The organism is Streptomyces avidinii, from assembly GCF_045161815.1.
Classification (GTDB): domain Bacteria; phylum Actinomycetota; class Actinomycetes; order Streptomycetales; family Streptomycetaceae; genus Streptomyces; species Streptomyces avidinii.
The window spans coordinates 3,854,223-3,880,533 of sequence record NZ_CP108863.1 but is presented as its reverse complement, the minus strand read 5'-3'; the positions used below and the strand labels follow the sequence as shown (position 1 = coordinate 3,880,533).

The window sequence follows — 26,311 nt, the reverse complement described above, 5'->3', positions numbered from 1 at the left end:
GGCCGGACTCCTCTCAGGCGGGGGCGAGCGGGCGGATGAGGGTGTGCAGTCGGGTAGCGGCGGCGGGCTTGGGGCGGCCGTCGAGGCCCGGCACGGTGTCGAGCAGGTGTTCGAGTCGGGCGGCTTCGCGGGGTTCGGTCACCAGCGCGGGCAGCAGGCCGGCCAGCGCTTCCTCGGTCCGCGGGTCCTGGTCGGCGGCCCGGATCCAGCCGTGCAGGGCCTCCTCGGCGCGGCGGTTGGTCTCCCGGTCTCCGAGGGCGGTGCGCAGCAGGAAGACGATCCCGTCAGCGGCGGACGTGGTGCGCGCGTACCAGGCCAGGAGCGGCGGGCACGGGTTGTCATCGGTGCGGGAGCAGGCGGTGAGGAAGCCGTCCAGAGCGAGGTTGCGGGTCGAGGTGTGGTCGGTGAAGGTCCGCAGCAACTCCCGGAGAGCGGTGTCGCCGGCGTCGGAGAGCAGTAACAGTGCGACGGAGTCGGGGAGTTCCGTGCGGATCCGCTCATCGGCCTTGGGCAGGCCGTACTGAGCGCGGGCGAGGGCCCGCAGTGCGGCCAGAGTCTCCACCGGCCGCTCGGGGCCGATCAGCCCGTGGGCGCGGATGGCGACCCAGCAGCGCTTTGGCGTCGTGCTGTCGGCGCTCCAGCCGTCGATGATCCGGGGGATGTTGGGGGCCTTGATCCGGTGGGCGAAGGTGAGCGCACTGACGGCTGTGAGCTGTTGCCGGGGGTTCCGGGAGTCGGCCCAGCCTTCGATGACGAGGGCCATCGCGGAGGGGAGATCGGTGAGTGCCAGGACGGCCACGGTGGCCGCGGCTCGGGTACGGACGAACGGACGTCCGTCCGTGGACAGCTCGTCGAGCCATCCGGTCAGTGCGGGACGGGCGGCCGGGTGGCCGGTCCACACCTCTTTCAGCAGGACCGGGGCGGTCCGTTCGTCGTTGAAGGCAGCGTTGAGCTGGCGGACCTTGCCCCACTCGGTCTCCACGTCATCGGCGTCGAGCCGCGCCCTCGCAACCTGGAGGCGCTTGCCGATGTGGGTGCCGAACACCGGGATGCGTTCGCCGCGTTCCGGGTCTCCGGTCTTGCGCAGCCGCTCGAACAGCTTGTCGCTGAGCTCGGCGGTCAGGGCGTACGGGCCGTTGTTGAAGGCGGCGAGCGCGATCAGGAAGGCCTTCTCCCGCAGGGGGAACGTGTTCTCGGATTCCTCGAACCATTCCCGGACCTGCTGCTCCAGCATGCGCTGCCCGTACTGCTCGATCTCTGTCGCGTCCGCCTGGACGAGGATGTCGGCGTACGGAACGACCTCGCGCAGCTGCTGGTTCCGGGCCAGGAACGAGGTGACGGCGGGCAGGCCCAGCAGCCGCTCTGCGGCGACCGCGTCGACCCGCTGGTTCAGCAGGGCCGCCAGTACGGCCCGTGCCGGGGGCGGCTTCCAGGGGGCGAGGCGGATCGTGTCCTCGACGTACGGGCTGTGACCCGCAGTGATCACCATGTAGGAGTGCTTGGCGCGCAGGCGGTCGCGCACCGAGAGGAGCTGGGCCTCGCGCAGCGGTTGGGCGCGTGTGGGCTCCAGGTCGAACACCACTTGTCCGCAGTGCTCGCCGGGGACGAGGTCCTCGGGCTTCGCATCGCGGTCCACGGACTGCACCGGGACCGCACCCACCGCGCGCAGCAGCATCAGGGCCGTGGTGCGCCTGCCCGTGTGCGGGTCACCAGTGAGGACCAGGACGTGTTCGAGGCGCAGCCGCTCGACCAGGGCGTCGAATTCGGTCCCCTCGGTGATGAAGCCGTCGGCCAGCCGCTCCAGGGTCGCCTGCGGGATCTCGCCGGAAGCGTGGGGGTCCCGGTATCCGCCGAAGCTGTAGTGCTGGTGGACGTCGCCGATGATCTGCTGGGCGGTGACACCGTGGTTCGTGCCGTCGAAGCTCATCGAGCGAGGGGCGTGGGCGTCCAGGTCACGTCGGGCGTCCCAGGCCTGCTGTGCTTGCGGCTGCTCGGCAGGTTCGGATCGTTCGGGCTCCTCGGTTCGGCCGGGTGCCTGCTTCGCCGAGCCGGCCTCGTGCGGTCCGGCGGCTGCCGGCTCGGTGCTCACCGTCGACCTCCGGTGTCCCCGAAGGTGATGCCGCCCTCGACGCTGTTCGCGACCACGCCGTGGTTGGTGCCCCGGAAGTCGAGCCCCGGCCGTGTGGGGGAGGGAGTGACGGGAGCCGGGGACGCAGTCGGCACCGGGGGCGCGGCCGGAGCGGAGGGCATGGTGGGGGCCGGAACCGGTCCGTGGAGCCAAGCCGTCAGGGGGCCGTTCTTGCTGGGCATGGTGACGGACGTGAACTCGTCCGCCCGGATCCCGAGGTGGTTGTGGCGCACGATGCCCGAGTGCACCGACTCCGAGACGCACAGCGCGAAGTCGTCCGTGGCTTTGCGCAGGGCGTCCCGCAGGGGGTCGCCGTCCAAGAGGCGGCAGGCCTGGTTGAGGTCGTCGCCGACCCAACCCTTGTACTCGTCGATGGTCACGAAGCCGGTGGCGAGGACCGCGCGCAGGCGGATCTGGGCCGAGTCGGCCGCCAGCCGGTTCACCGCGCGCAGCTCGGCGCGGACCTCGGTGAGCAGGGTGCGGAGCAGCGTGGTGACGGGTACCGACGGGTCGATCAGCTCCATGATCGCGTCGCCGCGGTCCTCGCGCAGTCGCAGAGTCTGGTCGATCCCAGCTGCCAGCAGGGTGCGGTCGACGACGCCGTAGAGCATGCGGCGCAGGTAGCTCTGCTGGACGTCGTCGCGGTCGCTGAAGCGTTCGGTGTCGATGAGGAGCATCGAGTACGGAAGGGGGTGCGCCGCAGGTGGGTTCGTCGTCATGGGAGGAGCGTGGGGCAGGCCGGGGCGTCGGCGTGAGGTCGGATGACGCACCCGGAGTGTGACGGTGTGCACTGAACGGCGGGCCGCCGGATGTCAGGCTGCGGGCGGCTGGGACCGGGCGATCCGGCGCAGGACGTCCGGCCGTACGATCACCAGCGCGCGGCGCCCCGTACTGACCACACCGCGGTCGCGGAGGTCTTTGAGCTGGCGCTGGACCATCTCGCGCGAGGCGCCTACGGCCCCCGCCAACTCCTGCTTGGTCAGCGGGACGGCCACCTCGACGCCCTCGTCCGTACGCCTGCCGTGGATCTGCGCCAGGTCGAGCAGCAACACGGCGAGGCGTTCGCGCACGCTCAGGGAGGCGAACGCCAGGCTGCGGCTGTCCGATGCCCGGGTGCGGTCGGAGGTGAGGGCGAGCAGCTGGAGTGAGACTTCCGGGCTGCGGCCGAGGAATGCGCGGAAGCGTTCGTGTTCGATGACCACCGCGACCACGCGTTCGAGTGCGGTGACGGTCGCGGAGCGGGGGCGGCGGGTGAGGGCGGCCGATTCGCCGATGATGTCGCCGGGACCTCGCAGAGCGAGCAGAGCCTGGTAGCCGTTGGCGTGGGCGGCCGTGACCTTGGTCCAGCCGTGCAGGACCAAGAGCACGTGCGCTGTGGGTTCGTCCTGGTGGAGCAGGGTGGCGCGGGGCGGGTACGTCACCTCACGGCCGAGGGCCCGTAACGCGGCGCCGTCCGCGTCCTCCAGCCGTGCGAGGAAGGGGACCCGGTCGTCCAGACCGCCGTCCCGGCCCGTGAACTGCGCTTCCAGAACCATCTGATGTTGCCCCCGCCCCCGGTGATCAGGGCGGTCAATGTACTCAACACCGGGTACCGGAGAGTCCGGAACGAGCGGATTACCCTGCCACGGCGCGGCGACGAAGGCGCGTGGCTGCGACGCCGATGAGGGTCATCAGGGCCAGGGTGGCGCCCGCCAGGCCCGGGGTGAGGCCCTTCGGGGTGAAGGTGCAGGAGAAGGCGTCCGTGCCCGCGGGGAGGTCCACCGCCAGGAGGCCGTGGAAGGGCTTCACCGGGGCCGAGCAGCGCCAGCCCGGTACGGCGGTCGTGGCGATGACCGCCGTGCCGCCGGCGGGGGTGGGGAGGGTGGCCTCGATGGTGTGGCCGCCCGGGCGGACCGAGGTGGCGCCGGTGGTGGTCAGGTGCCGGACGACCGTGTCGAGCGCGGCGCGGTCCAGGCAGCCGAGCGGGTGCCCGCCCGCGTCCGCGTCCTTCGTACGGGTCTGTACGGTGACGTCGACCCGGCCCGATGCGGGGACCGTGCCCAGCGGGGTCACGCCGGTCATCCGGTCCTCCAGGGCCTTCTGGGTGCCGCCCGCGCCGACCGTGCCGTAGAGGGCGGGGGAGTACCAGAAGGCCTCGGAGCCGGGGGTGCACCGGGCGGCGTACGTCTGCTCGGTGGCGGTGCCGCCGCGGGTGACCGGCGGGACCTGGTAGACGGTGGCGCCCAGGACGTTCTCCTGGTGGGCGTAGACGCTCTGCGGCGGGTTGGGGGAGGTGTACGGGCCGGTGCGGACGGTGACCAGCGGGGGCGCGGGGAACTTCGCGGCCGTCCAGGTGTTCGGGGCGGTCCCCGGACGGACCCGCGCGCCGATCGAGAAGATCGCGTCCAGTACCGGGTTGTCGGCGCCGAAGAAGGTCCGGCCGTCGTTCTTGAAGCCGTATCCCAGAGGCTCCAGGGCCCCGTAGGTGGCCTCGGGGAGGTAGCTGCTGTAGTACTGCGGCCCCTCCGCGCGCAGCGCCAGGGCGTCGTTGTACGCGCTCTGCGGCGCGCCCGAGTCGGTCCGGTACGCGGGCCAGCCCGCCGCGTCCCGCACGGCGTCGAAGTGGTTGCCGATGGACTCGTTCGAGGTGGCGACGGGCTTGGCCCAGCGCTCGCGGGCCCGGCGGGCGTCCGCGTTCGCGGCGGCGACGGTGGACTCGGCGAAGACGACGCCGATCATCAGGGCGGCGGCCACCGGGATCAGGTAGCGGCGCTTCTCCCCGAGCCGCAGCAGGACCAGGGCCAGCAGCGAGAGCGCCCCGCCGCCGAGTACGGCCGGCCAGGTCCAGCCGCCGAAGTCGTCGGTGCGGCGCAGCACGAAGGTGGCGGCCACCAGGAGGGCCGCGACCAGGGCCAGGTGCAGCGGGCGCGGCCGGTTGGCCAGCGCCAGCCAGGCCACGATCACGACCATCCCGCTGAAGACGAAGGCCTCCCGGTACGGGTTGCCGTTCGGCACCGCCAGCCCGTGCCACAGGTACTGCGTGGGCGGGAACTGGAAGGAGGCGGCCACGAGCAGGGTGGCGGCCGCCCAGACCAGCCGGGTCCGCTTCGCGACGGCGGTGTTCAGGACGAACGAGCCGGCCAGGATCAGCCCGAGCGAGGCGACGTAGAGCCGCGGGCGGCCGCCCCACAGGTGCGTGGCCGGGAGCATGCCCGAGAGGAAGATCTCGATCCGTACGGGGTCGAATGCGGCCGCCCCGGTGGGCTGCGCGGCCCCGCTGGACAGGAACGAGGGCAGCAGGAGGGGCAGGGTGAGCAGGATTCCGGTCCCGGCGGCCGTCGCGGCCCGCCACAGGGCGCGGAGCCGGTCGCGGGCCGACATCTCGCGGGTGGCCATACGGATGGCCAGCAGGATGCAGGCGGCCATCGTGGCCATCATCGCGGTGTAGAAGTTCCCGAACCAGGCGAGCGCGACCAGCAGGGCCACGCCCGGCCAGCGGCGCCCCTCCAGGCACCACTCGACGGCGATGCCGAGCATGGGGAGCGCGACCAGGCCCCACAGCCACATCGGGATGTACGAGGCGTCGCTGAGCGCCCAGCCGCAGAGGCCGTACGTGGCTCCGAGCACGCCCCGCTGCCACCACGGGCCGGGGTGCAGCTTGCCGAGGTACACCGTCATCACGGCGGCCGCGGTGCCCATGGTGATCGGGGTGACCGCGAAGACTGCGAGGTCGACGTGGGCGCGGGGGACGAGGACGGCCAGCCAGGAGAACGGGTTGCCGAGGTAGGTGTGGTGGTCGGCGAGGAACTGCTGTCCGAAGCCGCCGCGCCAGGTGAAGAGCACGTCGCCGGCGGCCTGCCCGTGGACCAGGTCCCAGAGCGCCCGGTGGAAGGGCACGTACTGGTTGGCCTGGTCGTTCAGGGCCCGGCCGGTGTTCCCGAAGGGGAAGGTGCCGCGGGCCACCCAGGCCGCGCAGACGGCGCCCGCGGTGAGCAGGAAGGCCAGCAGGGGACCGCGGACCTGCCTGGTCCGGCGGGTGGCCGGGCGGCGCGGGGCCGGTCGGTCGGGGGCGGGTGGACGGGCGTCGACTGTGGTCGGCTCGGGTGCCACGGTCCCCAATGTCCTGCTCCCTGCTGATCGACTCACGGGCGTCCCGCGCCCGGGCAAGGTGTCAGTTTAGGCGCCGGGGCGGGGCACGGGGCCGATCGGGCCGCTCCCCACTTGCGCGCGGCGGGTTTTCGTGCTGGGCATTTGTTTTGACCTACCTCTGTGAGGTAGGTACGCTCTGACCTTGTGCCTGGGGTGTGCCCTGGGCTCCCGCGTGTGCTCAAGACCCCGCGGAGAGCCGAGAAGACCACACCGCAATCTGCGCCCGACTCACTTCGGTGAAAGCGTGCAGTGTTCGACACACCCGACCGCGTGGGTCGGGGGAGTTCCAGGTTAGTTTCACTACACGGCACACAGAAACCGGAGAAGTAGTGCCTACGATCCAGCAGCTGGTCCGTAAGGGCCGGCAGGACAAGGTCGAGAAGACAAAGACCCCCGCGCTCGAGGCTTCGCCCCAGCGTCGCGGCGTCTGCACGCGTGTGTTCACGACCACCCCGAAGAAGCCGAACTCGGCGCTGCGCAAGGTCGCGCGTGTGCGTCTGACCTCTGGCATCGAGGTCACCGCTTACATTCCGGGTGAGGGACACAACCTGCAGGAGCACTCGATCGTGCTCGTGCGTGGTGGCCGTGTGAAGGACCTGCCGGGTGTTCGTTACAAGATCATCCGCGGTGCGCTTGACACCCAGGCTGTCAAGAACCGCAAGCAGGCCCGCAGCCGCTACGGCGCCAAGAAGGAGAAGTAAGAATGCCTCGTAAGGGCCCCGCCCCGAAGCGCCCGGTCATCATCGACCCGGTCTACGCATCTCCTCTGGTGACGTCGCTCATCAACAAGATCCTCCTGAACGGCAAGCGCTCCACCGCCGAGCGCATCGTCTACGGCGCCATGGAAGGCCTCCGCGAGAAGACCGGCAACGACCCGGTCATCACGCTGAAGCGCGCGCTGGAGAACGTCAAGCCGTCCCTCGAGGTCAAGTCCCGCCGTGTCGGTGGCGCGACCTACCAGGTCCCCGTCGAGGTCAAGCCGGGTCGCCAGTCGACCCTGGCCCTCCGCTGGCTCGTGGGTTACTCCCGCGCCCGTCGTGAGAAGACCATGACCGAGCGCCTCATGAACGAGCTGCTCGACGCCTCCAACGGTCTTGGCGCTGCCGTCAAGAAGCGCGAGGACACGCACAAGATGGCCGAGTCCAACAAGGCCTTCGCGCACTACCGCTGGTAGTCCCACCCCACATCGAGACCGAGAGAAGACCGAAGCCTTATGGCTACCACTTCGCTTGACCTGGCCAAGGTCCGCAATATCGGGATCATGGCCCACATCGACGCGGGCAAGACGACCACCACCGAGCGCATCCTGTTCTACACCGGTGTGTCTTACAAGATCGGTGAGGTCCACGACGGCGCTGCCACGATGGACTGGATGGAGCAGGAGCAGGAGCGTGGTATCACCATCACGTCTGCCGCTACGACCTGCCACTGGCCGCTCGAAGACGTTGACCACACCATCAACATCATCGACACCCCGGGTCACGTCGACTTCACCGTCGAGGTGGAGCGTTCGCTCCGCGTCCTCGACGGCGCCGTCACCGTGTTCGACGGTGTCGCCGGTGTGGAGCCGCAGTCCGAGACCGTTTGGCGTCAGGCGGACCGCTACGGCGTGCCGCGCATCTGCTTCGTCAACAAGCTCGACCGTACCGGCGCCGAGTTCCACCGCTGCGTCGACATGATCAAGGACCGCCTCGGTGCGGTTCCGATCGTCATGCAGCTCCCCATCGGTGCCGAGGCCGACTTCCAGGGTGTCGTCGACCTCGTCACGATGAAGGCGTTCGTCTGGTCCGCCGAGGCGACCAAGGGCGAGATGTACGACATCGTCGACATCCCGGCCACGCACACCGAGGCTGCTGAAGAGTGGCGCGGCAAGCTGGTCGAGACCGTCGCCGAGAACGACGACGAGATCATGGAGCTCTTCCTGAACGGCGACGAGCCGTCCGTGGAGCAGCTGCACGCCGCCGTCCGTCGCATCATCCTCGGCTCCGGCAAGGGCAAGGGCGAGCCCACGATCACCGCGGTGTTCTGTGGCACGGCGTTCAAGAACAAGGGCGTTCAGCCCCTGCTCGACGCTGTCATCCGCTACCTCCCGTCGCCGCTGGACATCGAGGCCATCGAGGGCCACGACGTCCGTGACGCCGAGGTCGTCGTGAAGCGCAAGCCTTCCGACGAGGAGCCCCTCGCGGCGCTGGCGTTCAAGATCATGCGCGACCCGCACCTCGGGAAGCTCACCTTCGTCCGGGTTTACTCGGGCCGCCTGGAGGCCGGCACTGCGGTGCTGAACTCCGTCAAGGGCAAGAAGGAGCGCATCGGCAAGATCTACCGCATGCACGCGAACAAGCGTGAAGAGATCGCCGCGGTCGGCGCCGGCGACATCGTCGCCGTCATGGGCCTGAAGCAGACCACCACCGGTGAGACGCTGTGTGACGACAAGGCGCCCGTGATCCTGGAGTCCATGGACTTCCCGGCTCCGGTCATCCAGGTCGCCATCGAGCCCAAGTCCAAGGGTGACCAGGAGAAGCTGGGTGTCGCCATCCAGAGTCTCGCGGAGGAGGACCCCTCCTTCCACGTTCACTCGGACGAGGAGACCGGCCAGACCATCCTCGGCGGTATGGGCGAGCTGCACCTCGAGGTGCTGGTCGACCGTATGAAGCGCGAGTTCAAGGTCGAGGCCAACGTCGGCAAGCCGCAGGTCGCGTACCGCGAGACGATCCGCAAGACCGTCGAGCGTCACGACTACACCCACAAGAAGCAGACCGGTGGTACCGGTCAGTTCGCCAAGGTGCAGATCGCGATCGAGCCGATCACGGACGCCGATGGTCCGGCGTACGAGTTCGTGAACAAGGTCACCGGTGGCCGCATCCCGAGGGAGTACATCCCCTCGGTCGACGCCGGTGCGCAGGAGGCCATGCAGTTCGGCATCCTCGCGGGCTACGAGATGACGGGCGTCCGCGTCATTCTTCTCGACGGTGGCTACCACGAGGTCGACTCCTCGGAGCTCGCCTTCAAGATCGCCGGTTCGCAGGCCTTCAAGGAGGCCGCGCGCAAGGCTTCCCCCGTACTGCTCGAGCCGATGATGTCCGTCGAGGTCACCACGCCCGAGGAGTCCATGGGCGACGTCATCGGTGACATCAACTCCCGCCGTGGCCAGATCCAGGCCATGGAGGAGCGTCACGGCGCGCGTCTCGTCAAGGGCCTCGTGCCCCTTTCGGAGATGTTCGGCTACGTCGGAGACCTCCGCAGCAAGACCTCGGGTCGCGCCAGCTACTCGATGCAGTTCGACTCCTACGCCGAGGTTCCCCGGAACGTCGCTGAGGAGATCATCGCGAAGGCCAAGGGCGAGTAACTCTTCCGAGTACACGCTTTAGGCTTGTCACCGGAGCCTCTGGGGCAACAGGAGTAACACTCCCGTTGCCCCGGGGGAACCGGCTTTCCAGCAAAGATCACCTGGCGCCGATGAGTAAGGCGTACAGAACCACTCTCCAGGAGGACCCCGTGGCGAAGGCGAAGTTCGAGCGGACTAAGCCGCACGTCAACATCGGCACCATCGGTCACATTGACCACGGTAAGACGACCCTCACGGCCGCCATTACCAAGGTGCTGCACGACGCGTACCCGGACCTGAACGAGGCCTCGGCCTTCGACCAGATCGACAAGGCTCCTGAGGAGCGCCAGCGCGGTATCACCATCTCCATCGCGCACGTCGAGTACCAGACCGAGGCGCGTCACTACGCCCACGTCGACTGCCCGGGTCACGCGGACTACATCAAGAACATGATCACCGGTGCCGCGCAGATGGACGGCGCGATCCTCGTGGTCGCCGCCACCGACGGCCCGATGCCGCAGACCAAGGAGCACGTGCTCCTGGCCCGCCAGGTCGGCGTCCCCTACATCGTCGTCGCCCTGAACAAGGCCGACATGGTGGACGACGAGGAGATCCTGGAGCTCGTCGAGCTCGAGGTCCGTGAGCTGCTCTCCGAGTACGAGTTCCCGGGCGACGACCTGCCGGTCGTCCGCGTCTCCGCGCTGAAGGCCCTCGAGGGCGACAAGGAGTGGGGCGAGAAGCTTCTCGGCCTCATGGCCGCCGTCGACGAGGCCATCCCGACCCCGCCGCGTGACACCGAGATGCCGTTCCTCATGCCCGTCGAGGACGTCTTCACGATCACCGGTCGCGGTACGGTCGTCACCGGCCGTATCGAGCGTGGTGTCCTGAAGGTCAACGAGACCGTCGACATCATCGGCATCAAGGAAGCCAAGACCACCACCACGGTCACCGGCATCGAGATGTTCCGCAAGCTCCTCGACGAGGGCCAGGCGGGCGAGAACGTCGGTCTGCTCCTCCGTGGCATCAAGCGCGAGGACGTCGAGCGCGGCCAGGTCATCATCAAGCCCGGTTCGGTCACGCCGCACACCGAGTTCGAGGCCCAGGCCTACATCCTGTCGAAGGACGAGGGTGGCCGTCACACCCCGTTCTTCAACAACTACCGCCCGCAGTTCTACTTCCGTACCACGGACGTCACGGGTGTCGTCACCCTGCCGGCCGGCACGGAGATGGTCATGCCGGGCGACAACACCGAGATGACGGTCGCGCTGATCCAGCCGGTCGCCATGGAGGAGGGCCTGAAGTTCGCCATCCGTGAGGGTGGTCGTACCGTGGGCGCCGGCCAGGTCACCAAGATCTCGAAGTAATTCGGGTTCTGACCTGGTAGCCCGTTCGACGGGCACCAAGTTGCACTGAAGGGCCCCGGCCCATCGCCTCGGCGGTGGGACGGGGCCCTTCGGCATGTGCGGCGGCCGTTTCCGGCCGCGCCCCGGAGCGGGCCGGGGCGGGGACGAGTGAGGGCCGCACCCCGGACGGGGGCGGCCCTCACTCGTACCGGCGGTGGGTCAGTTCACGCGCAGGGACTCGGTGAACTCCACGCACGCGGCGTGGTCGGGGAGCAGACCGGTCGCGAGTGCGTCGGCCAGCGAGGGTGCGGCCTCGTCGCGGGCGGACAGCTGCGGGACGTCCGCCGGCCACTCGATGCCGAGGTCGGGGTCGAGCGGGTGCACCGAGTGCTCACCGGTCGGGTTGTACGTCTCCGAGCAGAGGTACGAGAGCGTCGCGTCGTCGGTCAGGGCGCAGAAGCCGTGGCCGAGGCCCTCGGGGATGTAGACCGCGCGGCGGTCGACGTCGTCGAGGCGGACACCCTCCCACTGGCCGAAGGTGGGGGAGCCGACCCGGAGGTCGACGATGACGTCGAGCACGGCGCCGCGTACGCAGGTGACGTACTTGGCCTGGCCGCGCGGTACGTCGGCGAAGTGGATGCCGCGGACGACGCCGGCGGCGGACACCGAGAGGTTGGCCTGCGCCAGGTTCAGCGGGTGACCGACGACCTCGGCCAGCCGGTCGAAGCGGTACCACTCGGTGAACAGGCCGCGCGGGTCGCCGTGCAGCTGCGGGGTGACCTCGAAGGCGCCGGCTATGGAGAGCTCGCGGAACTTCATCGGGCGTCCTCCTCGGCGAGCAGCATCAGCAGGTAGTCGCCGTAGCCGCTCTTGGTCAGCGGTTCGGCGAGCACGCGCAGCTGCGCGGAGTCGATCAGGCCGGCCCGCCAGGCCGCCTCCTCGATGCAACCTATCTTGAAGCCCTGGCGCTCCTCGATGACGCGGACGAACTCGGAGGCCTGCACCATCGAGACGAAGGTGCCGGTGTCCAGCCACGCGGTACCGCGGTCGAGGATGGTCACGTTGAGCTCGCCGGCCTGGAGGTAGGCGTCGTTGACGGCGGTGATCTCCAGCTCGCCGCGGGCGCTGGGCTTCAGGCCGCGGGCGATCTCGACGACCTGGTTGTCGTAGAAGTACAGACCCGGCACCGCGTAGCGGGACTTGGGCTTCTCCGGCTTCTCCTCGATGGAGATGGCCTGGCCGTTCTCGTCGAACTCGACCACGCCGTACGCGGTGGGGTCGGCCACCGGGTACGCGAACACGCGGCCGCCCTTGGCGTTCGTGTGCTGGGCGAGGCGGGTGCCGAGGCCACTGCCGTGGAAGATGTTGTCGCCGAGGATCAGGGCGACGGACTCGTCACCGATGAAGTCGGCGCCGAGGACGAATGCCTGGGCGATGCCCTCCGGGCGCTCCTGGACGGCGTACTCCAGCCGCAGGCCGAACTGCGAGCCGTCGCCGAGCAGTCGCTCGAACTGTTCGCGGTCGTCCGGGGTGGTGATGATCAGGATCTCGCTGATGCCCGCCATCACGAGGGTGGAGAGGGGGTAGTAGATCATCGGCTTGTCGAAGACGGGCAGCAGCTGCTTCGAGACTGCCCGGGTCAGCGGCCAGAGTCGAGATCCGGTGCCACCGGCCAAGAGGATTCCACGCATGGGGAGAACCCTATGCGAGAGCGTGTGGGGGCGCCGAGCTCAGACCGTGTGACGTTCGGCAGGCCGCTAGACTCTTCGTATTATGCGCATCCTCGTGACCGGCGGCGCCGGCTTCATCGGTTCAGAATTCGTCCGCCAGCAGCTCGCTGCAGATGCCACGGCGCAGATCACTGTCTTCGACAAGCTGACGTACTCGGGTGTCGAGGCCAACCTCGCCCCGGTCGCGGACCACCCCGGCTACACCTTCGTCAAGGGCGACATCTGCGACGCCGAGGCCGTCGACCGGGTCATGCCCGGTCATGACGTCGTCGTGCACTTCGCGGCCGAGTCCCACGTGGACCGGTCGATCGCCGGCGCGGGCCCCTTCGTGATGACCAACGTCGTCGGCACCCAGGTGCTGCTCGACTCCGCCCGCAAGCACGGCGTCGGCCGCTTCGTCCACATCTCCACCGACGAGGTCTACGGCTCGATCAGCGAGGGCTCCTGGACCGAGGAGTGGCCGCTGGTGCCGAACTCCCCGTACTCCGCCTCGAAGGCGTCGTCCGACCTGCTGGCGCTGGCCTACCACCGCACCCACGGCATGGACGTGGTGGTCACCCGCTGCTCCAACAACTACGGGCACTACCAGTTCCCGGAGAAGGTCATCCCGCTGTTCGTCTCGAACCTGATGGACGGCAAGAAGGTCCCGCTGTACGGCAACGGCGGCAACGTCCGCGACTGGCTGCACGTCTCCGACCACTGCCGCGGCATCGACCTGGCCATGCGCAAGGGCCGGGCCGGCGAGGTCTACAACATCGGCGGCGGCACCGAGCTCACCAACAAGGAGCTCACCGGTGTCCTGCTGGAGGCCGCCGGCCTCGGCTGGGAGATGGTCGAGCAGGTCGAGGACCGCAAGGGCCACGACCTCCGCTACTCCATCGACATCAGCAAGATCGGCGCCGAGCTGGGCTACGCCCCGCAGGTCACCTTCGAGGACGGCATCAAGGCCACCATCGACTGGTACCGCGAGAACCGCGCCTGGTGGGAGCCGCTCAAGGTGAAGGCGGCCCTGCAGAAGTGAGCGCGAACCCGCGAGCCGGACGCTGGCTCGTCACCGGTGCGGCCGGAATGCTCGGCCAGGACGTCCTGGCCGCCCTGAAGGACGCCGGCATCGAGGCCGCGGGCCTGCGCCGCGCCGACCTCGACATCACCGACCCGGCGGCCGTCCGCGCCGCCGTCGAGGGTGTCGCCGTCGTCGTCAACTGCGCGGCATGGACCGATGTGGACGGCGCCGAGACCGCCGAGGAAGCCGCCACCGCCGTCAACGGCACCGGCGTACGCGTCCTCGCCGGGGCCTGCGCCGACGCCGGTGCGCGCCTGCTGCACGTCTCCACCGACTACGTGCTGCCCGGCAACGCCACGCAGCCGTACGCCGAGGACGCCGAGACCGGCCCGGTCAACGCCTACGGGCGCTCCAAGCTGGTCGGCGAGCAGGCCGTCGCCGAACTGCTTCCGCAGGACGGCTACATCGTGCGGACCGCCTGGCTGTACGGAGAGCACGGGGCGAACTTCGTCGCCACCATGCTGAAGCTGGCCGCCCAGCGGGACACTCTCGACGTGGTCGACGACCAGCACGGCCAGCCCACTTGGTCCTACGCGCTGGCCCGCCACCTGGTCGGGCTCGGCCTCGCCGCGCTGGCCGGTACCGCCCCCGCCGGGGTCTACCACGGCACCGCGAGCGGCCGGACCACGTGGATGGGCCTGGCCCGCGAGGCCTACCGGCTCGGCGGGCTCGACCCCGAGCGGATCCGGCCGACCACCTCCGAGGCGTTCGTCCGCCCCGCCGTGCGGCCCGCCTTCAGTGTCCTTGGTCACGACCGCTGGTCGGCCGCCGGGATGGAACCGCCGGCGGACTGGCAGGCCCAGCTCGCCGAGGCGATCATCCGACCCGCCTTCACTGAACTGCTGAAATTCCCCTCGAAGAGCTGATCCAGCCAGCCCTTTCGTATTCACGTGCGCAGCGTCAATGGGGCCCGGAACGAAACCTTCCGGGCCTCATTGACGTCCTCATGGGTGCCATATGCTTCTCCTATAAAGATGTTGGCCCCTTCGCGCGAAAGGCGCCGTCCGCTGTGCGACTCTCCGTTCTGACTTCCATCACCGGTCTTCTGGTGCTGGGGTACATCCTTGAGCTGCTGCGCCGCCAGCAACTGCGGGAGAAGTACGCGGCGATATGGCTCGCGATCGGGCTGCTGGTGGCCCCGCTCGGGTTCGTGCCCGACCTGCTGGACCCCGTTGCACGGGCCCTCGGTGTCGTGTCCGGTGTGAGCCTCGTGCTGTTCGTCGGCTTCGTCCTGGTCCTGCTCGTCAGCCTGCACCTCAGCTGGGAGACCAGCCGGCTGGAGGCGGAGACCCGCACCCTCGCGGAGGACGTCGCGCTGATCCGCGCGCATCTCGTCCAGCAGGGCGGATACCCCAGTACGTCGCCGCGCACGGAGGATTCCGGCGCCAACGAGGCACAGGTGAACTCGTGAACGACGGTCGTCGCGTTCTGATCATTCTTCCCGCCTGGAACGAGGAGGACGGCCTGCCCTCCGTCCTGCGCGAGATCCAGCAGCAACTTCCCCACGTCGACACCCTCGTCGTCGACGACGGTTCGGCGGACAACACCGCCGACGTGGCCCGGGCGGCCGGCTCCGCCGTCGCCCAGCTGCCCTTCAACCTCGGTGTCGGCGGCGCGATGCGGCTCGGCTACCGCTACGCGCAGCAGCACGGCTACGACGTGGCGATCCAGGTGGACGCCGACGGCCAGCACGACCCGGCGTACGTACCGGCGCTGCTGGAACGCCTCGCGGTCGGCGACGCCGACCTCGTCATAGGCGCCCGCTTCGCCGGTGACGGCGACTACACGGTGCGCGGCCCCCGCAAGTGGGCGATGTCCCTGCTGTCCGTGGTGCTCTCGCGCATCACCCGGACCAAGCTCACGGACACCACCTCGGGCTTCCGAGCCTGCAACCGTCCGCTCATCGAGTTCTTCGCCCGCTGGTACCCGGTCGAGTACCTCGGCGACACCATCGAGTCCATGGTCGGCGCCGCCCGCTCCGGCTTCACCGTGCGCCAGATCCCCGTGGCGATGCGGGAGCGCACCACCGGCCGCCCGAGCGCCTCGCCGCTCAAGGCGATGGTCTACCTCACCCGGGCCGGCCTCGTGCTGTTGCTCGCGATGATCCGCCGGATGCCCGATGAGCTCAAGACCTTCACACCCGGCACCCCGGCGTACGCCGCGTTCCAGCAGCGCACCGCCGAGCTGGTCCGCCGTGAGCTGACCAAGGCCTAGGCGGAGAACATGTCACGTTTCGAGATCCTGCTGCCGTACTACGGCGACGTCGCGCTGATGCAGGACGCGGTCCGCAGCATCCTGGCCCAGGACGGCGCCGACTGGCGGCTCACCGTGGTCGACGACGGCCGCGAGCCGGGCGTCCCCGAGTGGTTCGAGCAGCTGGCGGACCCCCGCGTGCGCTACCTGCGCAACGAGCGCAACCTCGGCGTGACCGGCAACTTCAACCGCTGCGTCGAGCTCGCCGAGTACGAGTACCTGGTGCTCATGGGCTGCGACGACCTCATGCACCCGAACTACCTCCAGGTCGTCCGGGCCGCGGCCGACCGCGAGCCGACCGCGGCGATGATCCAGCCGGGCGTCCAGGTCATCGGCACCGACGGCCTGCCCTTCGACACCCTGGGCGACCGGACCAAGCGCAAGCTCTACGCACCCAAGGGCCCGGGCCGGGCCCTGCTCGGCGGCGAGGAGCTGGCCACCAGCCTGCTGCGCGGCAACTGGCTGTACTTCCCGTCGATCTGCTGGCGCACCGAGGCGGTCAAGCGCTTCGGCTTCCGCACCGACCTCGGCGTGATCCAGGACCTCGCCCTGGTCGTGGACCTGCTGGTGGCGGGGGAGAGCCTGGCCACCACGCCGGAGGTCTGCTTCAGCTACCGCCGGCACGCCGAGAGCGAGTCCTCGGCCAAGGCCTACACCGGCCACCGCTTCGAGGAGGCCAAGCGCTTCTTCGTGGAGACCGCCGACCGCCTGGACCGGCACGGCTGGCCGCGCGCCGCCAAGGTCTCCCGGCTGCACCTCTCCTCCCGGCTGCACGCACTCACGCTGCTGCCCGGCGCCGCCCGGAAGGCCGGCCGGCCCGGTGTCAGCGCCATGCTCCGCCACGCCACGCGCTGAGCGTGCGGCCTATGAAAGCTCCTGGATGAACCCGATCTCGAAACTGCTCAAGGCCCTGCCCCCCGGGACCGCCATGGTCGCGGGGGGCACCGCTGTGCTCGGCGCCGCCTCCTACATCCACCTCGCGGTGGCCGGACACAGCCTCTCCAAGGCCGACATGGCCGGGGTCTCGGTGCTGTGGACGCTGGTGATGTCCGTCGGGATCGGCCTGTTCTTCCCGATCGAGCAGGAGCTCACCCGGATCGTCGCCGCCCGCGCGGTGCGCGGCGAGGGAGCCGCTCCCGTGTTCCGGAAGGCGGGGCTGCTGACCGCCGGCATCCTCGCCGTGGTCATCGGCGCGCTCGCCCTCTTCGCCGGGCCGATCGCCGACCGGCTGTTCCGGGGAGACCGGCAGCTGGTCGCCGTGCTCGGCGCCGCCTTCGCCGGGATGGCCCTGTGCTACCTCACCCGGGGCATCCTGGCCGGCACCGGCCGCTTCACCGCGTACGGCTCCCAGCTCGCGGTCGACGGCGGCCTGCGGATCTTCCTGGCCTTCGCATGCGCCCTCGCCGGGCTGCACTCGGCGCTCGCCTTCAGCCTGATCCTCGTCGTGGCACCGTTCGTCGCCCTGCTGGTCACGCTGTCCCCGACCCGGGGCGCGGCGCGGCCCGGCGGGCCCATCGCCACCCGCGAGCTGGTCCGCGGCCTCGGCCCGCTGACCGCCTCCACCCTGCTGGCCCAGGTGGTCGTCAACGCGGCGGTCATGAGCACCCAGCTGCTGGAGCCGACCCGCACCGAACTGATCGCGGGCCTGCTCAGCGCACTGGTGCTGGCCCGGGTGCCGCTGTTCGTCTTCGGCTCGCTGCAGGCCTCGCTGCTCTCCGGACTGTCCACCGTGGTGGCCGCCGGCGACGACCAGGGCTTCGCCCGGATGCTCCGCAAGGCCTGCCTGGTGGTGCTCGGCCTCGGCGCCGTCGGCGGTGTGCCGGCCGTGCTGATCGGACCCTGGCTGATCGAGGTCCTCTTCCGTGCCGCCCCCGGCCAGCTCGGCCACCTCGACTTCCTGTGGTTCGCCATCGGGACGACCTGCTACATGCTGGCGATGGTGCTCGGCCAGGCCCAGATGGTCCTGCACAAGCACCGTGCCCAACTGGCCTGCTGGGTGTTCGGCACCGCGGTGCTGCTCGGCATCACGCTGGTCCCCGGCGACATCGCGCTGCGCGTGGGTCTGGCCTACGCGGTCGGTTCGCTGGCCACCGCCGCCGCGATGCTCCTGACACTCCACGGCGCTGTGCAGCGCCGCCGCACCACCGCACCGGTCCCCACTGGACATCTCACGGAAGCCTGACCCCTGATGACGCGACTGGCCCCTCCTTCTTCCGCCGAGCCCGAGAGCGACCGGACCGGCGTGGACTCGCCGGCGGACAGCCCGACCCCGGCGCTCTGGTGGCACGCCCGGTGGGTGGCGCCGGCGTCGCTGGCCCTCGGCTACGTACTCAACGTGCTGTTCAGGCTGTCGCTGGTCACCCGGCAGGACTTCCCCGTGGTCAGCCCGGACGAGCCGATGTACCTGGTGATGGCCAGGATCCTGGCGGGCCGGCCGACCACCCAGATCCCCAACGACCAGGTGATCCCGGCCGGCTACTCCCTGCTCATTTCGCCCGCCCTGCGCATCACCGACGATCCCGTGTTCGCCTTCCACCTGATCATGGGCATCAACGCCCTGATCAGCTGCCTCGTGCTGCCCATGGCGTACTGGGGGCTGCGCCGGCTGAACGTCTCCAAGCCGGTCGCGTACATCGCCGGCACCGTCGCGGTCCTGGCTCCGCCGGTGGTCTTCTACTCGCAGTACGCGATGGCGGACACCCCGCTGCCGCCCCTGGTGCTGGCCTGGCTGATCGGCTTGCACGGTCTGTTCTCCGAGGGCGGCCGGAACAGCCGGATCCGGTTCGCCCTGCTGGCCGGCTTCGCCGCCGGATACTGCCTGCTCACCCACGACCGCGGCGGCGTGATCATCGCGCTGACCGGTCTGGTGCTGCTCGTGGCACTGATCTTCAAGTGGGCGCCGCGGATCGCCAGCGCGTCCGCGCTGGCCCTGCTCGCCGCGATGTTCGTCCTCAAGCAGCTGATGACCACGTGGATGATCTCCCGCATCGACGGCGCCGCCCCCAGCCAGGTCGGCAACGCCGTCTTCGAGACGCTGCTGAACACCCACCTGCTGCGCCGCACCGTCATGCGGTTGATCGGCCACCTCTGGTACTTCATGACCTCCACCTGGGGCCTGGGCGCGGTGGCCCTGGTGGTCTGCGTGTGCGCGGTCCTCAGCCCGCGCTTCACCCTGGCCAACCGCGTGGTGGCATTCGTGATGGTCGCGCTGCTGGGCGGCATCGCGCTGGCGGCGGCCGCCGGGCTGCCCAACGACCACCGCCTCGACACCATCGTCTACGCCCGCTACCTGTCCCTGCTGGTCCCGGCGTACCTGGTCGTCGCGGTGGCGGCGGTGTACCACGTCCGTGGTTGGAAGAGGACCGTCGCGCTCGGCGCGTCCGCGGGCATCGTGACGCTGGGCCTGACGGCGGCGCTGCTCCACATGGCCAGCCAGCAGTGGCGCGAGTCCTGGTTCATCCGGTGGGGCCTGCCCGACGTCACGTTCCTCTCCAGCCTCTCCGCGGGAAACTGGGACGGCTTCCGCCCCGTGCGCACCACCGCGACGGCCCTGATCGTGCTCGCCGTCGTGCTGCTGCTGCGCCTGATCGGCGGCACCCGCCGCGGCGCGCTCGCCACCGGCGCCGCCGGGCTGGCTCTGGCCGTGTTCGCCGGCTCCGCGACCGTCGCGATCACCTACAAGATCACCAAGCCCGCCGTGGCGGACCGCCTCGGTGACGGCAGCGGCTTCATCAAGGCGGCCGGCATCCGGCCGGGTGACCAACTGGTGCTGGACGAGTACGTCCGCTGGGAGCTGCGGACGACGACGGCCTACATGGTGATCGACGGCCGGGTCTGGATCCGTCCCATGATCATGAAGGATGCCCCGCCGCCGTCCGGGGCCAACGTGGCCGTGCTGAACCGCACCGACAAGAAGGCCGGGCTCGCCGACAGCTGGCGCAACGCCCCGGCCGGCTGGCACGTCGACCGCCTTGTCGAGGACGGCCAGTACGTGATCTGGCGCCGCGGCTGATCCCGGGCCCCCTGACACGGAGAACGGGTGGACCCCCGGCCGATCCGGCCGGGGGTCCACCCGTTTCTTCGTACCGCTCTTCGTTACTTGGTGAAGTAGCCGGTGATGTCGGCGATGAGGTCGACGGTGCCGGAGTGGTTGTAGAAGCTGACCTTGCCGTCGATGACCGGGACGATCACCAGGTTGGGGATGGTCTGGCCGGCGGTGAAGTTCAGGTTCGAGGCGCTGGAGCGGGTGGTGCCGCTGGGGTAGACCGACACGAAGCTGGACTGCGTCGGGTTGGTGGCGGTGACGTTGAGGACGACCGCCTTGACCCCGGTGGCCGGGATGCCTTCGACGCCCGCGACCTGGAGGGTGACCGAGGTGCCGCCGGCGACCTTCGCCTGCGGGGTGCCCAGGCCCTCACGGGTGTCCATCAACCGGGTCGGGCCGATGTTGGTGTGCGTGGCGCCCGAGGTGCTGTCGGAGAAGTAGCCGGTGATGTCGGCGATGAGGTCGACGGTGCCGGAGTGGTTGTAGAAGCTGACCTTGCCGTCGATGACCGGGACGATCACCAGGTTGGGGATGGTCTGGCCGGCGGTGAAGTTCAGGTTCGAGGCGCTGGAGCGGGTGGTGCCGCTGGGGTAGACCGACACGAAGCTGGACTGCGTCGGGTTGGTGGCGGTGACGTTGAGGACGACCGCCTTGACCCCGGTGGCCGGGATGCCTTCGACGCCCGCGACCTGGAGGGTGACCGAGGTGCCGCCGGCGACCTTCGCCTTCGGCGTGCCCAGGCCCTCACGGGTGTCCATCAACCGGGTCGGACCCACGTTGGTGAGGGTGGCGCCCTCACCGCTCGACGTGAAGTAGCCGGTGACGTCCGCGATGAGGTGGACCGCCCCCGAGTGGTTGTAGAAGCTGACCTTGCCGTCGACCACGGGCACGACCACCAGGTTGGGGATCGTCTGGCCGGCGGTGAAGTTCAGGTTCGACGCGCTGGAACGGGTCGCACCGGCCGGGTACACCGACACGAAGCTGGACTGCGTCGGCTCCGTCGCCGTCACGTTCAGGACGGCCGCGGTCACCCCGCTCGCCGGGATGCCGGTGGCACCGCCCGCGACCTGGAGGGTGACCGAGGTGCCGCCGGCGACCTTCGCCTGCGGGGTGCCCAGGCCCTCACGGGTGTCCATCAGGCGCTTGGGGGCCACCGGGACGAACTTGATGTCCTTGACCTCGGCGACCACGGTGACCGGAAGGCTCGTGGACACCTTGCCGTTGGTCGCGGTCGCCCGGATCTGGAGCTGGTGGCTGCCGGAGGCCAGCGAGGTCGACACCGTACGGGCGGTGCCCGCGGCGGTCGCGACCGGCTTGTCGTCGACCAGCAGCTCGAACTTGCTCACGAGCGTGCCGGCCGTGCTGGTGTCGTAGCCGACGGAGACGGGACCGGGGGTCTGGAAGGAGGAGCCGGGCTGGGCCGGTTCCCCGTTCACGTTGGTGACCTTCAGCGCGGCCGGGGGACCGGACTTGCGGAGGGCTTCCAGCTGCGGGTAGAGCGAGTTGCCCGGGCACTGGGTGTTGAAGCCGTCCCGGTGACCCGAGAGCGTCTTGAACTCGTACGGCTGCTTCTCGGTGAAGCTCTTGCCGAAGAAGTTGGTCTGGGTGGCGCCCGCGGTCAGCGTCGTCGTGCCGTTCATGTCGCCGTCGTACTGGCCCAGCTTGTAGGCCGCGACCTTCGAGATGGCTTCGAGCGCGGCCGGCGAGGCCCCGGCGCTCGTGTAGTCACCGAGGACGGAGACGCTCGTCGACTCGGAGTTCCAGCCGTAGGAGTGCGCGCCCATCACGGGCTGGTCGACACCGCCCTGGCGCCCCTCGAAGATCGTGCCGCACTTGTCGGTGAGGAAGTTGTAGCCGAGGTCCCGCCACTTGTTCTCCGTCACGTGGTACACGTGCAGGCCACGGACGATGGCCGCGGACTCGGAGCACTCGTACGGCGCGGAGGCCGCGGTGTGGTGGACGAAAACCGCCTTGATCTTCCCTCCGGGGAGGTAGATCGGGCCCTCGTTGTTCAGGCTCTCGTCAGCACCCCACTGGACGCGCGAGACGATCTCGGGCTGCGGCGCCGTGGAGGCCGGCCCGGGGACCGTCGGCGGCTGGGCGGGCGTCGGCGGGACGGGGTCGTCCGCCGGGGCGGCGAAGGCCGCCGGCTCGGCCTTGATGTCGCCGGGCTTCTTTGCGGCACTGGCGGAACCCGGGTCCACGAGCGCCAGCTCCATCCCGGAGGGGAGCGCGGCCGTCCCGCCGCCCACCCGGACCTCGGCGCCGTCCGAGAGACCGACCCAGACCGGCTCGGTGGCGCCGCGCATACCCGGGCGCTTGCCGTCGAGGTTCGCCTTGGCCTGTTCCAGGGTGACCCACTGCGACCACTTGCCGGTCTTCGCGCTGCGGGTGCGGGCCTCGATGGACCCCTTCACCTCGGCCGCCGGGTCGGTCCAGGTGACACCCAGGAGGCCGAAGGGCTTCGTGTCCTGCTGTGCGAGGACGGCCTTGCCGGTCCCCTTGGGCTTCAGCGCGAGCTTGTGGACCTTGCCCGCCACCGGTCCCCGTACCTTGCCGGGGGTGCTGTAGCGCCGCAGTCCGTCGTCGTCCGGGGAGTCCGTGCCGAATCCGTTGGCCGCCCCCTGGAAGCCGAGTACTGCTACGACACCGAGCGCGGCGGCCAGAGCCGTCCCGCGCGCGCGACCTAGTCTCAAGTTGTCTCCCCAACCCCTTTTGTGAACTCACCAGGTGACAGGCCTGGTCGGGCGGATGCTACTGCCACCTATCGCCCCGTCAGCCAGCGGGGTCGGCTCCGTACAGGGCAATGAGAGGCTCCGGGGGGAAGCACACACGGAACGTCGCGGGGCGGGGACATGAGAAACAACGACAACGACGGCAGACCGGACCCCTGGGCCGAGCCGCCGGGGTGGCGCACCGGGCCCGCGTGGCAGGAGCGGCGCCGGGGTCCGAGGCGGCTGGGGATCGCCCTGGCCGTCGCGTGCATAGCCGGGCTCGCCCTGGTCGCCGTACGCCCCGAGCTGCTGATCGACCGGCTGGTCGGCGAGGCCGGGGCCCTGGGGGCCGGCGCGGGCGCGCCGCCCCCGGCCGCGGAGTCCGTACGGCCGACGGCGCCGCCGCCTCCGGTGGCCCCCGACGAGCCGACGCTGCAGGACCCCTTCCGCGGCTCCCCGGCGCTCCAGTGGGCCGACGGCGCAGCCGGGATCGAGGTCCCCGAGGCCACGGCCGTGGGCGGGATGTCGAAGGAGACGGTCGCGGACGCGCTGCAGAAGACGAGGCGGTTCCTCGTCGCGGCCAACCTGGACCCGGCGACCCTGCGCGGGGAGCGGCCCGCCGAGGCCCTGGCGCTCCTGGATCCCCTGCAGCCGGAGATCCCGCAGCGGCTGGAGCAGTACCTGACGAGGCCCACGGAGCAGGACACCCCGGTGACGGTCTTCACCCGCTTCGATCCGGCCGAGGTCAAGCCGGTCGGTGACGTCGTCAAGGTGCGCGGCGGCATGCGCGTGGAGAAGGGGGAGCCCGGGGAGGTGCTCGTGGTGACCGACTACACCTTCGTGCACCCGCTGACGAAGGGGGGCACCAGCGTGCAGCGCACCATCGTGCGCCGGCAGATCACCCTGGCCCTGCTCGACCCGGTGCGCTGGGAGACCACCCGCGGCAGGCTCCAGCTGCGCGAATACCACGCGGAATGGTCGAACGTGGAATGCCGGGCGGGTGACGGCTTCCTGCACCCGCAGTTCCCGCTGGACGCGGCGACCGGTCCGGCGGCCACCGGGCCCGCCGTGGATCCGTACGACCGCGGCAGCGGCGTCCGGGGCGACGGGTGCGGCACGATCACCCGTTCCTGACCGGGGGAGGGGCCCCGCCGGGTGATGCGCGTGGTGCGGTTTGACCACTCAGCGTGGCGGGGTATTCTCTTCCGCCCGATTGGCCAGGTACGTGCCTCGTATGGCAGACTACTCAAGTTGCTCGGCTGAGTGCCGATGCTGCGCGCCTCCCGCCGGGAGGACCGGAAGCGAGTCCCACAGTACTCGTCGTCCTTAATCTGCCTCTCGGGGCAGCAATGGGGGCGGACGTACGGGAATCTTCTGGGAAGCGTCAGCACGGTGCCCACCAGGCACTCGGTGGGTGTTTCTCCCCCGAATCGCGGTCAACAGGGACCGCACCCCCTTGGACGAGGGAATTTCCGTATGGGAATTTTCTGTAGAGGGAGTGCGACACGCCCGACCGCGTGGGTCGGAGGAGAGGCCGCGGGATCCGTCCCGCAGCCAACCGGGAGCCAGAGCGTTTCCACATACAGACAGGACTACGGAGTAGCCATGGCGGGACAGAAGATCCGCATCCGGCTCAAGGCCTACGACCACGAGGTCATCGATTCCTCGGCGAAGAAGATCGTCGAGACGGTGACGCGCACTGGTGCGTCGGTCGCGGGCCCGGTGCCGCTGCCCACTGAGAAGAACGTGTACTGCGTCATCAAGTCGCCGCACAAGTACAAGGACTCGCGCGAGCACTTCGAGATGCGCACGCACAAGCGCCTGATCGACATCCTCGACCCGACTCCCAAGACCGTTGACTCGCTGATGCGCCTGGACCTTCCGGCCGGCGTTGACATCGAGATCAAGCTCTGAGAGGCGTCGAGAAGATGGCAAAGCAGATCAAGGGCGTCCTGGGCGAGAAGCTCGGCATGACCCAGGTCTGGGACGAGAACAACCGTGTCGTCCCGGTGACCGTGGTCAAGGCCGGACCCTGCGTCGTTACCCAGGTCCGTACGAACGACATCGACGGCTACGAGTCGGTCCAGATCGCCTTCGGCGAGATCGACCCGCGCAAGGTGAACAAGCCCCTCAAGGGCCACTTCGCCAAGGCCGACGTGACCCCCCGCCGCCACCTGGTGGAGCTCCGCACCTCCGACGCCAGCGAGTACACGCTCGGCCAGGAGATCACTGCTGAGGTGTTCGAGTCCGGCGTCAAGGTTGACGTCACGGGCAACAGCAAGGGCAAGGGCTTCGCCGGTGTCATGAAGCGGCACAACTTCCGGGGCCTCGGCGCCGGTCACGGTGTGCAGCGCAAGCACCGCTCCCCCGGTTCGATCGGTGGCTGTGCCACCCCTGGGCGTGTCTTCAAGGGCATGCGCATGGCCGGTCGCATGGGTAACGAGCGTGTCACCACCCAGAACCTGACCATCCACGCGGTTGACGCGGAGAAGGGTCTGCTCCTTATCAAGGGTGCGGTCCCCGGTCCGAACGGCGGCCTCGTCCTGGTCCGTACCGCGGCCAAGGGGGCTTGAGGTAATGAGCACCATTGACATCCTTTCGCCGGCAGGCGACAAGGCCGGTACCGTCGAGCTCCCCGCGGAGATCTTCGACGCGAAGACCAGCGTTCCGCTGATCCACCAGGTCGTTGTCGCTCAGCTGGCTGCTGCCCGTCAGGGCACGCACAAGACCAAGCGTCGTGGCGAAGTCCGTGGTGGTGGCCGCAAGCCGTACCGCCAGAAGGGCACCGGCCGCGCGCGCCAGGGTTCGACCCGTGCGCCGCAGTTCGTCGGCGGTGGCGTTGTCCACGGCCCGCAGCCGCGTGACTACTCCCAGCGGACCCCGAAGAAGATGAAGGCCGCCGCCCTCCGCGGTGCCCTCTCGGACCGTGCGCGTCACTCCCGCATCCACGTCGTCACCGGCGTGGTCGAGGGTGCCGCCTCCACGAAGGCCGCCAAGACGCTGTTCGGCAAGATCTCGGAGCGCAAGAACCTGCTCCTGGTCGTCGACCGCGCCGACGAGGCCGCGTGGCTGTCCGCCCGCAACCTGCCCCAGGTTCACATCCTGGAGCCGGGCCAGCTGAACACGTACGACGTGATCGTCTCTGACGACGTGGTCTTCACTCAGGCCGCTTTCGAGTCCTTCGTGTCTGGCCCCAAGGCCGATGAGACCGAAGGGAGCGACGCCTGATGTCTGAGGCGACCGTTACCAGCAAGACCTTCACTGACCCGCGCGACCTGCTGATCAAGCCGGTTGTCTCGGAGAAGAGCTACGCGCTGCTGGACGAGAACAAGTACACGTTCATCGTCGCGCCCGGCTCCAACAAGACCCAGATCAAGCAGGCCGTGGAAGCGGTCTTCGGGGTCAAGGTCACCGGGGTCAACACGATCAACCGTCAGGGTAAGCGCAAGCGCACCAAGACCGGTTTCGGCAAGCGCGCTGACACCAAGCGCGCCATCGTGACCCTCGCTGAGGGCGACCGAATCGACATCTTCGGCGGCCAGGCCTCCTAACGGAGGTCTAGTCGTCCGGAATCGGACGAGG

General features: G+C 69.6%; 23 protein-coding genes. 16 read left to right on the top strand and 7 right to left on the bottom strand.

Features of this window, described 5'->3' with window-relative positions; translation table 11 throughout:
• Window positions 1-13 precede the first annotated feature (13 nt).
• The 4 genes from OG373_RS17030 to OG373_RS17015 form a co-directional block, all read right to left on the bottom strand.
• On the bottom strand, window positions 14-2,089 hold the full coding sequence (locus OG373_RS17030; RefSeq protein ID WP_405439107.1) for a hypothetical protein: 2,076 nt from the start codon (window positions 2,087-2,089) through the stop codon (window positions 14-16).
• Window positions 2,086-2,847, bottom strand: coding sequence for a hypothetical protein (locus OG373_RS17025; protein WP_405439106.1), 762 nt, complete (start codon window positions 2,845-2,847; stop codon window positions 2,086-2,088). Before OG373_RS17025 ends, OG373_RS17030 begins: the two co-directional genes overlap by 4 nt.
• Before the next feature lie 93 nt (window positions 2,848-2,940).
• Window positions 2,941-3,663, bottom strand: a complete 723-nt coding sequence (locus OG373_RS17020) for a Crp/Fnr family transcriptional regulator (RefSeq protein WP_405439105.1) — start codon at window positions 3,661-3,663, stop codon at window positions 2,941-2,943.
• Window positions 3,664-3,742: 79 nt separating this feature from the next.
• Window positions 3,743-6,217, bottom strand: a complete 2,475-nt coding sequence (locus OG373_RS17015) for a YfhO family protein (protein ID WP_405439104.1) — start codon at window positions 6,215-6,217, stop codon at window positions 3,743-3,745.
• A 368-nt stretch (window positions 6,218-6,585) separates the two neighbouring features.
• On the opposite strand from OG373_RS17015, the gene rpsL reads away from it, so the two are divergent.
• The 4 genes from rpsL (at window position 6,586) to tuf (ending at window position 10,945) form a co-directional block, all read left to right on the top strand.
• Window positions 6,586-6,957, top strand: a complete 372-nt coding sequence (gene rpsL, locus OG373_RS17010) for a 30S ribosomal protein S12 (protein ID WP_007265893.1) — start codon at window positions 6,586-6,588, stop codon at window positions 6,955-6,957.
• A 2-nt stretch (window positions 6,958-6,959) separates the two neighbouring features.
• Window positions 6,960-7,430 carry a 30S ribosomal protein S7 gene (gene rpsG, locus OG373_RS17005; protein WP_007265894.1) on the top strand — a complete coding sequence of 157 codons (471 nt, stop codon included), beginning with the start codon at window positions 6,960-6,962 and terminating at the stop codon, window positions 7,428-7,430.
• Between the two features lie 39 nt (window positions 7,431-7,469).
• Window positions 7,470-9,602 carry an elongation factor G gene (gene fusA, locus OG373_RS17000; RefSeq protein WP_189970636.1) on the top strand — a complete coding sequence of 711 codons (2,133 nt, stop codon included), beginning with the start codon at window positions 7,470-7,472 and terminating at the stop codon, window positions 9,600-9,602.
• 149 nt (window positions 9,603-9,751) lie between these two features.
• Window positions 9,752-10,945 carry an elongation factor Tu gene (gene tuf / locus OG373_RS16995; protein WP_189970634.1) on the top strand — a complete coding sequence of 398 codons (1,194 nt, stop codon included), beginning with the start codon at window positions 9,752-9,754 and terminating at the stop codon, window positions 10,943-10,945.
• A gap of 198 nt (window positions 10,946-11,143) precedes the next feature.
• On the opposite strand, the gene rfbC is transcribed toward tuf, so the two are convergent.
• Entirely contained in the window at window positions 11,144-11,743 is a 600-nt protein-coding gene (rfbC, locus tag OG373_RS16990) for a dTDP-4-dehydrorhamnose 3,5-epimerase (RefSeq protein ID WP_052876417.1), read from the bottom strand.
• Entirely contained in the window at window positions 11,740-12,615 is an 876-nt protein-coding gene (rfbA, locus tag OG373_RS16985) for a glucose-1-phosphate thymidylyltransferase RfbA (protein ID WP_405439103.1), read from the bottom strand. Before rfbA ends, rfbC begins: the two co-directional genes overlap by 4 nt.
• 82 nt (window positions 12,616-12,697) lie before the next feature.
• Between rfbA and rfbB the strand changes: the two genes are divergently transcribed.
• From rfbB to OG373_RS16950, 7 genes are all read left to right on the top strand, one after another.
• Window positions 12,698-13,675: a dTDP-glucose 4,6-dehydratase gene (gene rfbB, locus OG373_RS16980; protein WP_405439102.1), complete on the top strand. Its 978-nt coding sequence runs from the start codon at window positions 12,698-12,700 to the stop codon at window positions 13,673-13,675.
• Window positions 13,672-14,583 carry a dTDP-4-dehydrorhamnose reductase gene (gene rfbD / locus OG373_RS16975; protein ID WP_405439101.1) on the top strand — a complete coding sequence of 304 codons (912 nt, stop codon included), beginning with the start codon at window positions 13,672-13,674 and terminating at the stop codon, window positions 14,581-14,583. Before rfbB ends, rfbD begins: the two co-directional genes overlap by 4 nt.
• Before the next feature lie 143 nt (window positions 14,584-14,726).
• Window positions 14,727-15,128 carry a DUF2304 family protein gene (locus OG373_RS16970; RefSeq protein ID WP_397733200.1) on the top strand — a complete coding sequence of 134 codons (402 nt, stop codon included), beginning with the start codon at window positions 14,727-14,729 and terminating at the stop codon, window positions 15,126-15,128.
• A complete protein-coding gene (locus OG373_RS16965) occupies window positions 15,125-15,931 on the top strand; it encodes a glycosyltransferase family 2 protein (RefSeq protein WP_397733198.1) in 807 nt (268 codons plus the stop codon). The genes OG373_RS16970 and OG373_RS16965 overlap by 4 nt, the downstream gene beginning before the upstream one ends.
• A gap of 9 nt (window positions 15,932-15,940) precedes the next feature.
• On the top strand, window positions 15,941-16,825 hold the full coding sequence (locus tag OG373_RS16960) for a glycosyltransferase family 2 protein (RefSeq protein WP_405439100.1): 885 nt from the start codon (window positions 15,941-15,943) through the stop codon (window positions 16,823-16,825).
• Between the two features lie 25 nt (window positions 16,826-16,850).
• Window positions 16,851-18,152, top strand: a complete 1,302-nt coding sequence (locus OG373_RS16955) for a lipopolysaccharide biosynthesis protein (RefSeq protein ID WP_405439099.1) — start codon at window positions 16,851-16,853, stop codon at window positions 18,150-18,152.
• A 6-nt stretch (window positions 18,153-18,158) separates the two neighbouring features.
• The gene (locus OG373_RS16950) at window positions 18,159-19,982 is read left to right on the top strand and encodes an ArnT family glycosyltransferase (RefSeq protein ID WP_405439098.1); all 1,824 of its coding nucleotides are present in this window, start codon (window positions 18,159-18,161) and stop codon (window positions 19,980-19,982) included.
• Window positions 19,983-20,065: 83 nt separating this feature from the next.
• On the opposite strand, the gene OG373_RS16945 is transcribed toward OG373_RS16950, so the two are convergent.
• A complete protein-coding gene (locus tag OG373_RS16945) occupies window positions 20,066-22,711 on the bottom strand; it encodes a peptidoglycan recognition protein (protein WP_405439097.1) in 2,646 nt (881 codons plus the stop codon).
• Between the two features lie 159 nt (window positions 22,712-22,870).
• Here OG373_RS16945 and OG373_RS16940 point away from each other — a divergent pair, with 159 nt between their 5' ends.
• The 5 genes from OG373_RS16940 (at window position 22,871) to rplW (ending at window position 26,280) form a co-directional block, all read left to right on the top strand.
• Window positions 22,871-23,863, top strand: a complete 993-nt coding sequence (locus OG373_RS16940; protein ID WP_405439096.1) for a hypothetical protein — start codon at window positions 22,871-22,873, stop codon at window positions 23,861-23,863.
• A 471-nt stretch (window positions 23,864-24,334) separates the two neighbouring features.
• On the top strand, window positions 24,335-24,643 hold the full coding sequence (gene rpsJ, locus OG373_RS16935; protein ID WP_003948644.1) for a 30S ribosomal protein S10: 309 nt from the start codon (window positions 24,335-24,337) through the stop codon (window positions 24,641-24,643).
• Between the two features lie 14 nt (window positions 24,644-24,657).
• Window positions 24,658-25,302: a 50S ribosomal protein L3 gene (rplC, locus tag OG373_RS16930; protein WP_007265899.1), complete on the top strand. Its 645-nt coding sequence runs from the start codon at window positions 24,658-24,660 to the stop codon at window positions 25,300-25,302.
• A 4-nt stretch (window positions 25,303-25,306) separates the two neighbouring features.
• A complete protein-coding gene (gene rplD, locus OG373_RS16925; RefSeq protein ID WP_031146574.1) occupies window positions 25,307-25,957 on the top strand; it encodes a 50S ribosomal protein L4 in 651 nt (216 codons plus the stop codon).
• Window positions 25,957-26,280, top strand: a complete 324-nt coding sequence (gene rplW / locus OG373_RS16920; protein ID WP_030154694.1) for a 50S ribosomal protein L23 — start codon at window positions 25,957-25,959, stop codon at window positions 26,278-26,280. The genes rplD and rplW overlap by 1 nt, the downstream gene beginning before the upstream one ends.
• The last annotated feature ends 31 nt before the right edge of the window (window positions 26,281-26,311 follow it).